Below are 12881 nucleotides of genomic sequence, written 5' to 3' on the forward strand. Positions count from 1 at the left end.
TTTTTATCCGGATAATATGTTAATTTCGTGGATGGAATATATAAATAGGGGGCAATGATATGAACAAGAAATCAAAAATTAATAAAATGATGCTTAGTATTAGTACAATGGCGCTATCGTTAGGGGCAATTCAAACGAATGTATCAGCAGAAGAAAAGGTGCCATATAATGTATTGCATTCGAAACCAGTTGGAATTGAAAAACCAGTAGATGAGATCGGACACGTTTCTAAAGCCGAAGAAACATTATCATTTCAAGAACGTTTAAAAGTAGGAGATTTTTCACAGCGACCAGCATCTATTACGAGGAACTTGGCAGTAAAGCAAGCTAAAGACAGCTATTCAATGGCTGATTTAAACAAAATGAATGATCAAGAGTTAGTTGAAACGTTAGGCAGTATTAAGTGGCATCAAATTACAGACTTATTCCAGTTTAATGAAGATGCAAAAGCCTTTTATAAAGATAACGGAAAAATGCAAGTCATTATAGATGAATTAGCTCATAGAGGTAGTACATTTACGAAAGATGATTCAAAAGGAATTCAAACGTTTACTGAAGTGTTACGTTCAGCTTTTTATCTTGCATTTTATAATAATGAATTAAGCGCTTTAAATGAAAGAAGCTTCCAGGACAAATGCTTACCGGCTTTAAAAGCAATCGCAAAAAATCCAAACTTTAAGCTTGGAACAAATGAGCAAGATACAGTAGTATCTGCATACGGTAAATTAATTAGTAATGCATCAAGTGATGTTGAAACAGTGCAATACGCATCGAATATTTTAAAACAATATAATGATAATTTTAATGCATATGTAGACGATCGTATGAAAGGACAAGCTGTATACGATATGATGCAAGGCATTGATTATGATATACAGTCTTACTTAAATGAGGCCCGTAAAGAAGCGAATGAAACGATGTGGTATGGAAAAGTAGATGGGTTTATTAATGAAATAAATCGTATTGCTCTTCTAAATGAAGTAACGTCAGAAAATAAATGGCTCGTTAATAATGGAATTTATTTTGCTAGCCGTTTAGGGAAGTTTCATAGCAATCCAAATAAAGGACTAGAGGTTGTTACACAAGCGATGCATATGTATCCGCGTTTAAGTGAACCGTATTTTGTTGCGGTAGAACAAATTACAACAAATTATAATGGGAAAGATTATAGCGGGAATACGGTAGATTTAGAGAAAATACGTAAAGAAGGAAAAGAGCAATACTTACCAAAAACGTATACATTCGACGATGGATCAATTGTGTTCAAAACAGGAGATAAAGTATCAGAAGAAAAAATTAAGAGACTATATTGGGCTGCGAAGGAAGTAAAGGCACAGTATCATCGTGTAATTGGAAATGACAAAGCGTTAGAGCCAGGAAATGCGGATGATGTATTAACGATTGTAATTTATAATAGTCCAGATGAATATCAGTTAAATAGACAATTGTATGGATATGAAACAAACAATGGTGGAATTTATATTGAAGAGACAGGTACATTCTTTACATATGAGCGTACACCAGAGCAAAGTATTTATAGTTTAGAAGAGTTATTCCGTCATGAATTTACTCATTACCTGCAAGGAAGATATGAAGTACCAGGTCTATTTGGAAGAGGAGATATGTATCAAAATGAAAGGTTAACTTGGTTCCAAGAAGGAAATGCAGAGTTTTTCGCAGGATCTACTCGTACGAATAACGTTGTACCAAGAAAGAGCATCATTAGCGGATTATCATCTGATCCTGCAAGCCGTTATACAGCAGAGCGCACACTATTTGCTAAATATGGTTCTTGGGATTTCTATAACTACTCGTTCGCATTGCAGTCTTACTTATATACGCATCAGTTTGAAACATTTGATAAAATTCAAGATTTAATTCGTGCGAATGACGTGAAAAATTATGATGCATATCGTGAAAACCTAAGTAAAGATTCTAAGCTAAATAAAGAGTATCAAGAGTATATGCAGCAGTTAATTAATAATCAAGATAAGTACACTGTACCGGAAGTAGCAGATGATTATTTAGCTGAACATGCACCAAAGTCGTTAACAGAAGTGAAGAAAGAAATTAGTGAGACGTTGTCTATGAAAGATGCAAAAATGACAAAACACGAGTCTCAATTCTTTAATACATTTACATTAGAAGGTACGTTTACAGGTAGTGTAACAAAAGGTGAATCAGAAGACTGGAATGCAATGGGTAAAAGAGTAAATGAAGCTTTAGAACAATTGGCGCAAAAAGAATGGAGCGGCTACAAAACGGTTACAGCATATTTCGTCAATTACCGTGTGAATAGTTCCAATGAATTTGAATATGACGTAGTCTTCCATGGTATCGCAAAAGATGACGGAGAAAATAAAGCTCCGACAGTTCATATAAACGGTCCTTATAATGGGCTTGTAAAAGAAGGAATTCAATTCAAAAGTGATGGATCAAACGACGAAGATGGAAAAATCGTTTCTTATTCATGGGAGTTTGGAGACGGAAGAACAAGTACAGAAGTTAATCCAGTACATGCATATGAAAAAGAAGGAACTTATAAAGTAGTGTTAAGAGTAAAAGATGATAAAGGAAAAGAGAGTAGAAGTGAAACAACTGTTACGATTAAAGATGGAAGTTTAACAGAATCTGAACCAAATAATCGTAAAGAGGAAGCAAATCGTATCGGACTAAACACTACTATAAAAGGTAGCCTTATCGGCGGGGATCACACCGATGTTTATACATTTAATGTAGCATCAGCGAAAGATATCGATATTTCTGTTTTAAATGAGTATGGAATTGGGATGACGTGGGTACTTCACCATGAATCAGATATGCAAAATTATGCTGCTTACGGTCAAGCTAATGGAAATCATATAGAAGCAAAATTAAATGCAAAACCAGGTAAGTATTACTTGTATGTATATAAATATGATAATGGCGATGGAACGTACTCATTATCACTAAAATAAGTGCTTTTCCAATGTATGTTTAACTTTACTTTTTGTGGAAAATAGTGTATTATATAGATATATAATATATCGGTTATTTTCTAGGAGGAGCCTGTCACAATAGGTTTCTCCTGTTCTTTTTTAGAGACCTGTCTTACAGGTTTTTCTTTAAAGGGTAAATAACTGAAAATTTAGATTAATAATCTTTGAAAGAGGTGAGGCATACACATAACAAAAAAGGGATTGTTTAAGAAAGGGGGATAAGAAATGTTCTTGTTTGGTTATCCACTTGAAACAATTTATTTATATGGATTTATTATTGCTACTATACTCACTGTTATTTATATTTTCTTTGGAGATATATTTGAATCAATATTTAGTTTTGGGGGCGGATCTGTATCCGTTGTTACTTTACTACTTAGTTTCTTCGCTATGTTATGTGGACTTAGTTATATAGGAGAATATTTATTTTCCTTTAATAGTACTATTATTTTCGCTGGTTCATTTGCTATATCTTTTATCGGTGTTTTCATAATGAAAATATTAATTTTAAAACCGATTGCAGAAGCAGAACAAAATACCGTACAAAGTATGGATGAATTCATTGGTTGCAAGGGAGAAGTCATTACGACAATTCCTACAGAAGGATTTGGTGAAGTATTAATCTCCTCCCAATTTGGAAGTAATGCAATCCCAGCTAAAACAATTGGAAAGAAAGATATTTCACAAGGAACTGAAGTTATTATCGAGGGAGTTCAAGATGGTGTTTTGCTTGTACAAAACATCGCTTATTCTTTAAAGAAACCAAAATTATAAGGGGGAATTTACATGACGATTCCATTAATTGTCGGTGGAGTTTTACTCGCAATTTTAATTCTACTCATTTTAGTATTCATTACGAAGTATCGAACAGTTGGTCCAGATGAAGCGTTAATTGTTACAGGGAACTGGCTTGGTGGTGGGAAAAATGTTGTTACCACTGATGATGGAAAGAAGATTAAGATTATTCGCGGTGGCGGTACTTTTGTAGTTCCAATTATGCAAAGAGCAGAGCCTTTAAGTCTATTAAACTACAAATTAGAAGTTGGTACACGTGATACGTATACGAAACAAGGTGTACCAATTACAGTAAATGGTGTTTCTATTATTAAAGTAGGATCGACAATTGAAGAAGTTTCTACAGCAGCTGAACAATATTTAGGAAAAGAAACGGAAGAGTTAAAAATAGAAGCAAAAGAAGTTTTAGAAGGGCATCTCCGTGCTATCTTATCTTCTATGACAGTAGAAGATGCGTATAGTAATAGAGAGCAATTTGCTCAAAAGGTGCATGAAGTAGCTTCTACAGATTTAAAGAAGATGGGTCTTCGCATCGTTTCTTTTACAATTAAAGAAATAATGGACAAAAACGGATACTTAGATGCGCTTGGACAGCCGCAAATTGCAATGGTTAAGCGTGATGCAACAGTTGCAAATGCAGAGCGTGAAAAAGAGGCACGAATTGAAAAAGCTCGTGCTGAGAAAGAAGCAAAAGAAGCAGAATATCAACGTGATGCACAAATCGCTGAAGCTGAAAAACATAAGGAATTAAAAGTGCAGTCCTATAAGAGAGATCAAGAACAAGCTCGTGCAGATGCGGACCTTTCTTACGAATTACAACAAGCGAAAGCGCAACAAGGTGTTACAGAAGAGCAAATGCGCGTTAAAATCATTGAGCGTGAAAAGCAAATTGAATTAGAAGAAAAAGAGATTGCACGTCGTGAAAAGCAATATGATGCAGAAGTGAAGAAAAAAGCAGATGCAGATCGCTATGCTGTCGAACAATCAGCAGAAGCGGAAAAAGTAAAACAAATGAAAAAGGCAGATGCGGATCAATATAAGATTGAAGCAGAAGCAAGAGCACGTGCAGAAGAAGTTCGTGTAGAAGGTTTAGCGAAAGCAGAGATTGAGAAAGCACAAGGTCAAGCGAAAGCGGAAGTACAAAAAGCACAAGGTACAGCAGAGGCAGATGTTATTAGGTTAAAAGGTTTAGCAGAAGCAGAAGCGAAACAAAAAATTGCAGAAGCATTTGAATTATATGGTCAAGCGGCAATTATGGATATGGTTCTTAAAATGCTTCCAAGTTATGCGAAGGAACTTGCAAGTCCGCTTAGTAACATTGATAAAATCACAGTTGTCGATACAGGCGGCGGTGGTAAAAATAGCGGGGCCGGAAAAGTTGCGGGCTATGCGACCGATTTAATGGCAACGATGCAAGAAACTTTAAAAGCTTCTTCTGGAATTGACTTAAAAGAGCTATTAGAAGGATTTGCAGGAAAAGGAGCGGTACAACAATTATCAAGTGATAAACCGGTTGTATCTGTAGTAGAAGATAAGAAAAAAGAAGTAGAAAAAGATAAAGAATAGTAAGGTAGGCAGGACCTCTAGCATGTGCTAGAGGTTCTTCTGTGAATCATAATATTTCGAATAATATACATTTTTATACATTGTTTTAATTATTTAATTTTTATAGAATGAAGTAAGTATGCAATAATCCTTTAAATTTAGAATGATGAGTAAAAAGAAATAGAGAGTCTCGTCAATTTATTTATATCTTATAATTTTTATAAATAGATTAATTGTAATTTATTGCATGTAAAACGGTATGGAGGGGTAGAAATATGTTTCAAAGGAAGTTAAGGAGTAGTAGTTTAAAAACAAAGTTACTTGTGTCATTTATTATCATTTTAATTCTTCCAAGTATTGTAATTGGTTGGACGTCTTATCAGCAGGCGAAAACAAATTTTAATGAAACGATTTTAAACTCGGCAAAAGATAATATAAAAATTTTGGATAATGTAATTAATAAGGAATTGGATAGTAAAAAAGTAGATGCAACTTATTTTACGAAATTATTTACACAATCAAGTTACCAAGCGGATCAAATACAAAATATCCAAAATAAACTAGAAGAATATAATAAGTTACATCCGGAAATGGAAGCTATCTATACTGGGTCTAGCAACGGGCAATTTATTCAATCACCGGCAATTCAAATGCCGGAAGGATATAATCCTACAGAAAGAGATTGGTATAAAGAGGCAGTGAAAAAAAGCGGAGAAGTAATTGTAACTGCTCCATATAAGTCAAAAACGACAGGGAATACTGTTATCACACTGGCAAAACAAAATGAGGATAAAAGTGGCGTTCTTGGGATTGACTTAATTATCAATAATATTGTAACTACTTCCAAGATGGTTAATATCGGTAAGGAAGGTTATGTAGCGATATTTGATCAAGATAAAAATGTAGTCGCACACCCGACACTGAAGCCGGGTGTGAAGTTAGAAGAGAAACTTAGTAAGGAATTTTATAAACAGGAAGCTGGTGATTTTCATTATTCATTAGATGGTGAAGATCGTAACATTACTTTTAAAACGAATAAGAAAACTGGATGGAAAATAGCGGGGATAATGCCTTCAAAAGAAATTATTCAAGCGGCTGAACCTATTTTCTATAAAACGATAACTGTTATTGGGATTTCATTAATGATTGGTGGGGTTTTAATTTACTTCATAATTGCTTCTATTATTAAACCGTTAAAACAACTTGTTCTATCATCTAGGAAAATTAGTGAAGGTGATTTAACAGAATCTATTACAGTTCATTCTAAAGATGAAATCGGGCAGTTAGGAGAAAGTTTTAATGAGATGGCATCATCATTACATAATGTCATTTCCAATATAAATATTTCAGCAAGTCATGTAGCAGCATCTTCAGAAGAATTAACAGCTAGCATGAAGCAGACAAGTGAAGCGACAGAACAAATTACACAAGCTATAGAGCAAGTGTCGAGTGGGGCTGAAATACAAACGAGAGAAGTTGAAGAAGGAGCGACGTTATTAGAAGAAGTTACAGAAGGAGTTCAGCGTGTTGCTGATAGTTCTTCATTAGTATCAACAGCTTCTATGTATACGAAGAAAAAAGCTGAAGATGGTGGGAAGTTAGTTGAGCAAACTGTGAATCAAATGCAATTAATTCATGAGTCAGTTTCAAATTCAGATAAAGTCATTGCTTTATTAGATGATAAGTCGAAACAAATCGGAGCAATTCTGGAAGTGATTCAACATATTGCAGAGCAGACAAATTTATTAGCATTAAATGCTGCAATTGAGGCTGCAAGAGCTGGGGAGCAAGGAAGAGGATTTGCAATTGTAGCGGATGAAGTGCGAAAATTAGCTGAACAATCAGGACAGTCTTCTACGGAAATCGGAAAACTAGTGAAAGAGATTCAATTTGATATAAAAGAAACGGTAAGCTCTATGAATCAAGTTGGAACAGAAGTACAATCAGGTCTTGTAGTTGCAAATGAAACGAAGCAAAGCTTTGCTGAAATATTGAAATCTACAAATGATACAGTTGTGCAAATTGATAGTATGGTAGAAGTAGCGAAACAAATGACGGTAGATGCCAAACAAGTAAGTGCATCTATTAATGAAATTGCAGCTACGATTGAAGAAAATGCAGCAAGTGTTCAAAATATTGCTGGCTCTTCTGAAGAGCAATTAGCTTCAGTAGATGAAATTAATGGAGCAGCAGTTCACTTATCACAAATGGCAGAAGAATTGCAAGAGATGATTGGCAAGTTTAAAGTGTAATAAAAAATATTAAGAAACGAGGTAGTAATTTTACTTCGTTTCTTTTTTTATGGAGATAAAAATAAAGAAATGTGTAGTAACCGTGTTATGATTAAGTTTAACAATTGAAAAAACTGTATTTTCTTTAAATTCTATCTTTATCCATGTTAGGGGAATGGTTTTGAAATTTAAAAAATTAAAACTACAACCGAGAATTACATTAACTATTAGTACACTTATTCTTGTTGTGCTTTTGTTAACAAGTTATTTGTTTTACTACATATTATCTGAAACAGTAGAAGAGCAAATTGGTAAAAGAGCTTTGCATGTTGCGAAAACAGTTGCAGCTATACCGGAAATCGCGGAAGCTTTTCAAAAAGAAAATCCAGCTTCTATTATTCAACCGATTGCAGAAAAAATTCGAATTGATACAGATGCTGATTTTATTGTGGTTGGAAATAAAGAAGGGATTCGTTATGCACACCCCAAGAAAGACAAAATAGGAGAAGTAATGGTTGGTGGAGATAATAAAGGAGTGCTATTAGAAGGGAAATCTTACGTTTCGAAAGCAACGGGATCATTAGGACCTTCCTTACGCGGAAAAGTTCCAATCCGTAATCAGGATAATAAAATTATTGGTGTAGTATCTGTTGGATTTTCAATGGATGATATTCATGGAGCGGTAGAAGTGTATGGAAAGCGTGTATTTTGGATTACAATAATCGGTTTGTTAATGGGAATAATCGGTTCCATATATTTAGCTGCAAGTATAAAAAGAATGATGTTTGGGATGGAACCAGAAGAAATTTCATCTTTATATGAAGAGCATAGTACAGTGATTCAATCTGTACGAGAAGGGATTATCGTAATTGATAAAAAGGGCATGATTAGTTTAGTCAATCAAGCAGCCTACGATATTCTTTCACTAGACAACCGAAAAAATATCATTGGATCATTTATTTTAAATATAATTCCTAATTCATCCATACTAGATGTACTTCAAACTGGTGAAGAACAGTTTGATCGTCAATTAAATATAAAAGGGCAGGCTGTTATTGCTAATCGTCTACCTATTAAAGTAAATAATAAAGTAACCGGCGTCGTATCGAGCTTACGTTTGAAATCTGAAATGGACCAGTTAACAGCAGAATTATCTCAGACGAAGCAATATACAGAGGCGTTACGAGCACAAACCCATGAATACAACAATTTATTGTATACGCTTTCAGGTCTTATCCAATTAGAGTCATATGAAGATGCTCTAGAGCTCATTCATAAGGAGACGGCGGTATATCAAGATTTTGTTCAATTTATTATGAAGCGAATTCAAAATCCATGGCTAGGTGGAATTTTAATTGGATTTTATAATAGGGCAAGAGAGTTGAAGATTGATTTTGTACTAGATCGAGAAAGTAGTTTAGAAACATTAAGTCCGCATATTGAGAGTAATTATGTCGTTTCGATTTTAGGGAATTTAATTACGAATGCATTTGAAGCAATTGAAAAAAATCAAGAGCATGATAAGAAAGTTAGAATGTTTGTAACAGATATCGGAGAAGAAATATTAATTGAAGTGGAAGATTCGGGGCAAGGGATTCATGATGAAATAATTACTAGCATATTTTATAAAGGCTTTTCAACGAAAGAAGGAGAGAAGCGAGGATATGGATTAGCAAAAGTGAAAGAGTTAGTAGAAGATTTAAATGGAAGCATTGCAATTGAAAAAGGGGATTTAGGTGGTGCGTTGTTCATTATTGCATTACCGAAAGAGAGAGGCGAGTTGTAATGGGTGAGGAGATTGAAGTATTAATTGTAGAAGATGATATTCGGATTGCGGACATTCATCGGCGTTTTACTGAAAAAATTGAAGGATTTAAAGTAATTGGAACAGCAACGACTGGGGAACAAGCGAAGGAATGGCTAGAGCTTGTGAAGCCACAACTCGTTTTATTAGACGTGTACTTACCTGATATACAAGGAACAGAACTTGTCACATATATTAGGCATAATTTGCATGATACAGATATTATTATGATTACAGCTGCATCGGAAACTGATGTAGTAAGGCATGCTTTACGTGGTGGAGTAACTGATTATATCGTAAAACCACTTATGTTTGACCGTTTTAAAGCGAGTTTAGAAAGTTATCAAAAAAAGATTAGGCAGTTAAAGAAAAGCAATCAATTATCTACAGAACAAATTGAACACTTATGGTCTCAAAGAGGTGTGAAGGGAAATACAGTTGAATATGCTCCAAAAGGAATAGATCCTTTAACTTTAGCGAAAATAAAAAAGCATATGTTAACAGTTAATGAAGAAGGAATTACCGCAGAAGTGTTAAGCTCGATGGTTGGAGTAAGTCGATCAACAGCGAGACGCTATTTAGAGTATTTAATATCTGGGAAGAAAGTACATGCAGAGCTTATATATGGAAGTGTAGGGAGACCAGAGAGAAGGTATTTTCTCGTTTCTTCATAACAAAAACAGTAGAGGATTTATTTCTTCTACTGTTTTTTGCGTCTTATATTGGAATAATCCCAATTACAATTCCAGTAATCAACATCACCATTGTCGTTCCAACGGCCCACAATAAAGTGAAGCGTTGATGTTCACCAAAATCAACTTTAGCCATTCCGACCAATAAATAAGTGGAAGCGACAAGAGGACTTAATAAGTGAACGGGTTGACCGAGTAAGGAAGCGCGTCCCATTTCAGCTGCACTAATTCCATAAGTAGCAGCAGCCTTCGTTAAAATAGGTAATACCCCGAAGTAAAATGCATCATTGGACATGAAAAATGTGAACGGCATACTAAGAAGAGCTGTAATAATTGGCAACTGTGGTCCAAGTGCATCTGGTATAAGAGTTACTACACTTTGAGCCATTGCATCTACCATTTTTGTTCCAGATAAAATACCAGTGAAAATTCCAGCAGCAAATACGAGTGAAACAACAGCTAATACGTTTCCTGCATGAGAGGCAATACGTTCTTTTTGTTGTTCTAAGTTTGGATAGTTAATCATAACAGCAATAGCGAAAGCAACTGTAAAGAGAACAGGTAACGGCATAACTTCTAGTATGAGACAGACAAGTAATGTAGCGGTCAATAAAAAGTTAATCCATAGAAGTTTAGGGCGTTTATGCACGGCAGCTTCTACTGTGGCAGCTTGCTCATCCATTGTTTGCATTTGTTTTAAATATTGCACATCCATAATGCCTAAACGTTTTCTTTCTTTTTTTCCAAGATAGTAGGCAACGAAAACTACCCAAATTGCACCAGCAATCATTCCTGGTATAAGTGGTGTAAAGAGCTCTGATGCATCTAGTCCAAGTGCACTCATAACTCGAGCAGTTGGTCCACCCCAAGGTGTAAGATTTGTCACACCTGCCCCTAACATAACAACCCCAGCTAATATAAGTGGATTCATTCCGAGACGTTTATATAATGGGTACATTGCGGAAACAGTAATCATATACGTTGTTGTTCCATCCCCATCTAATGAAACAATAATAGTAAGAATGGCTGTACCAACAACAATTTTTAAAGGATCCCCTTTTACAAATTTTAATATTTTACTAATGACAGGATCGAATAAACCGCTATCGATCATAATTCCAAAATATAAAATGGCAAACATAAGCATAATACCGGTAGGTGCTAATTTTTGAATGCCCTCTAACATCATAGGACCCATGTCTGCATAAAATCCGCCAATTAATGCGAAAGTAATTGGAATTAATATTAATGCTACTAATGCTGACATACGTTTCGTCATGATTAAAAACATAAAGACAAATACCATTGCAAATCCAAGTAGAGCTAACATCCGATCTCCCCCTTAAAAAAATGATTGCGCTTTCAAAACAAAGTAAAAATTCAGAACAATGTTTTTTGTTTATCATAAAAGCATCTATCCAAATGGTAAATAATTTGAAAAATAACACCATTAGAAGCATAATTTTTATTTTGGTCATATTGTTCACGAAGGTAATTTTGAATTTTTAAAAATATAATTTACTTCTAACAAGAGTGATAGAATAAGGTGAAAATAGTGAAGTGCGAAGTAGGGAGTAGATTTTGAATGGAAACGAGAATAGAAGAAGTTTATAGTTCTTATGAGGGGAAGATAGAAGAGATTTTTGTTAATGAATCTTCTTATGTATATGAGTGGGAAAAATTAATGATGGTCCGAAAAAATAATGGTGAGCTTGAAAAAGTCGCGGTCGGTATCAGTGGAAATATAAGATTAGTAAATGTAGAAGTTGGGCAGAAAATTAATACAGATACATTATTAGTTAAGTTAGAAGATGATTTATTAATTACAGGCTGTGAATGATGAAAGAGGTGTAGAAATAGCTACACATCTTTTTTGTTTTCTATATTACAAAAAGCACATTGTTTTTTCACAAATCCCACACAAGTTTTTGATATTCTCCTTGTGGAGTATACGGTTTTTAGGGAGGAATAGTGATGAGAATAAAGTATGTTGTGCTTGCTATATGTTTATGTTTCTTATTTACGATAGTGGGGTGTGGGAAAAAGGGAACAACAGCTGTGGCAATTGATGAGAAACATGATAAGTGTGATATTTGCCAAATTGGGGTAACGGATAATCAATTTGCAACAGAAATCATTTTAGAAAATGGAAAAGCGTTAAAGTTTGATGATATTGGTTGTATGTATAAATGGATGGAGATTAATCCAGGCGAAAAGACGAAAGAAAAATTTGTTCGAGATTATGATTCGAAAGATTGGGTTTCGTTAGAAGACGCTACTTACGTATATGATAAAACAATAACGACACCAATGGCTTATAATGTCATTTCATTTAAAAATAAAAAAGATGCAGAGAGCTTTGTATCTAACTATAAGGGTAAGGTTCTTTCGTATAAAGAGCTAGCAGAGCATAAATGGGAAATGAATAAAGAAATGATGGGGAAACCGAAAACAGGGAATCACGGTGGGCATCATTAATACTAGAAAAAGACAACTATATAGTTGTCTTTTTCTAGCATTACTCAGGTGCAAATATAGAAAAGGTGTAAAATTTTTAGAAGAACGGTTACAATGGAGTATAGTGACCTAAAGCAATCATTTATCCCGCATTAACGGGCAGTAAGATCCCCACCTCAAAATTTAGTGAAAGCAAAGAAGTTAGGTGGAGATCAACTGCCCGTAAAAGCCCGATTGGTTCAACTAATAATTAGTGGTAGATGAACAAAACCCCCACTAATTAAAGTTTCACTTTATGTACTTTTTAGAAATGTATACAAATGCGGTTAAAACGTGCTAAACTAATTGCTTCATAATGTTAATGATGAGGCCATCAGGC

The 12881-nt window shown here is 34.5% G+C and carries 9 protein-coding genes and 1 pseudogene; 9 read left to right on the forward strand and 1 reads right to left on the reverse strand.

What is annotated here, in order from left to right; genetic code table 11:
- Window positions 1-59: 59 nt before the first annotated feature.
- The 7 genes and pseudogenes from colA to MHB70_RS02010 all read left to right on the forward strand — a co-directional run bounded on the left by colA (window position 60) and on the right by MHB70_RS02010 (window position 10027).
- The gene (colA, locus tag MHB70_RS01985; RefSeq protein WP_001036363.1) at window positions 60-2957 is read left to right on the forward strand and encodes a collagenase ColA; all 2898 of its coding nucleotides are present in this window, start codon (window positions 60-62) and stop codon (window positions 2955-2957) included.
- Between the two features lie 246 nt (window positions 2958-3203).
- Complete coding sequence (locus MHB70_RS01990) at window positions 3204-3752, forward strand: NfeD family protein (RefSeq protein ID WP_061530682.1); 549 nt, start codon at window positions 3204-3206, stop codon at window positions 3750-3752.
- Between the two features lie 12 nt (window positions 3753-3764).
- The gene (locus tag MHB70_RS01995; RefSeq protein ID WP_000155031.1) at window positions 3765-5339 is read left to right on the forward strand and encodes a flotillin family protein; all 1575 of its coding nucleotides are present in this window, start codon (window positions 3765-3767) and stop codon (window positions 5337-5339) included.
- A gap of 254 nt (window positions 5340-5593) precedes the next feature.
- Window positions 5594-6628 (forward strand): annotated as a pseudogene (locus tag MHB70_RS31075) (HAMP domain-containing protein); the annotation flags it as partial.
- Between the two features lie 81 nt (window positions 6629-6709).
- On the forward strand, window positions 6710-7570 hold the full coding sequence (locus MHB70_RS31080; RefSeq protein ID WP_370512681.1) for a methyl-accepting chemotaxis protein: 861 nt from the start codon (window positions 6710-6712) through the stop codon (window positions 7568-7570).
- Between the two features lie 160 nt (window positions 7571-7730).
- On the forward strand, window positions 7731-9335 hold the full coding sequence (locus MHB70_RS02005) for an ATP-binding protein (protein ID WP_000669467.1): 1605 nt from the start codon (window positions 7731-7733) through the stop codon (window positions 9333-9335).
- Window positions 9335-10027, forward strand: a complete 693-nt coding sequence (locus MHB70_RS02010) for a response regulator (protein ID WP_000503458.1) — start codon at window positions 9335-9337, stop codon at window positions 10025-10027. The genes MHB70_RS02005 and MHB70_RS02010 overlap by 1 nt, the downstream gene beginning before the upstream one ends.
- A 43-nt stretch (window positions 10028-10070) precedes the next feature.
- On the opposite strand, the gene MHB70_RS02015 is transcribed toward MHB70_RS02010, so the two are convergent.
- Complete coding sequence (locus MHB70_RS02015; protein WP_000880435.1) at window positions 10071-11375, reverse strand: CitMHS family transporter; 1305 nt, start codon at window positions 11373-11375, stop codon at window positions 10071-10073.
- A gap of 255 nt (window positions 11376-11630) precedes the next feature.
- Here MHB70_RS02015 and MHB70_RS02020 point away from each other — a divergent pair, with 255 nt between their 5' ends.
- Together MHB70_RS02020 and MHB70_RS02025 are read left to right on the forward strand one after the other, a co-directional pair.
- Window positions 11631-11885: a hypothetical protein gene (locus tag MHB70_RS02020; protein WP_000450026.1), complete on the forward strand. Its 255-nt coding sequence runs from the start codon at window positions 11631-11633 to the stop codon at window positions 11883-11885.
- A 134-nt stretch (window positions 11886-12019) separates the two neighbouring features.
- The gene (locus MHB70_RS02025) at window positions 12020-12523 is read left to right on the forward strand and encodes a nitrous oxide reductase accessory protein NosL (RefSeq protein ID WP_001220934.1); all 504 of its coding nucleotides are present in this window, start codon (window positions 12020-12022) and stop codon (window positions 12521-12523) included.
- Window positions 12524-12881 lie beyond the last annotated feature (358 nt).

The sequence above is a fragment of the Bacillus sp. FSL M7-1020 genome (assembly GCF_038050415.1).
Classification (GTDB): domain Bacteria; phylum Bacillota; class Bacilli; order Bacillales; family Bacillaceae_G; genus Bacillus_A; species Bacillus_A toyonensis.

What these genes read in the sequence shown, in the direction of transcription:
- MHB70_RS02015 (WP_000880435.1), bottom strand. Translation starts at nt 11,375, where the DNA reads ATGTTAGCTCTACTTGGATTTGCAATGGTATTTGTCTTTATGTTTTTA.
- MHB70_RS01990 (WP_061530682.1), top strand. Translation starts at nt 3,204, where the DNA reads ATGTTCTTGTTTGGTTATCCACTTGAAACAATTTATTTATATGGATTT.
- MHB70_RS31080 (WP_370512681.1), top strand. Translation starts at nt 6,710, where the DNA reads ATGAAGCAGACAAGTGAAGCGACAGAACAAATTACACAAGCTATAGAG.
- MHB70_RS01995 (WP_000155031.1), top strand. Translation starts at nt 3,765, where the DNA reads ATGACGATTCCATTAATTGTCGGTGGAGTTTTACTCGCAATTTTAATT.
- colA (WP_001036363.1), top strand. Translation starts at nt 60, where the DNA reads ATGAACAAGAAATCAAAAATTAATAAAATGATGCTTAGTATTAGTACA.
- MHB70_RS02025 (WP_001220934.1), top strand. Translation starts at nt 12,020, where the DNA reads ATGAGAATAAAGTATGTTGTGCTTGCTATATGTTTATGTTTCTTATTT.
- MHB70_RS02010 (WP_000503458.1), top strand. Translation starts at nt 9,335, where the DNA reads ATGGGTGAGGAGATTGAAGTATTAATTGTAGAAGATGATATTCGGATT.
- MHB70_RS02020 (WP_000450026.1), top strand. Translation starts at nt 11,631, where the DNA reads ATGGAAACGAGAATAGAAGAAGTTTATAGTTCTTATGAGGGGAAGATA.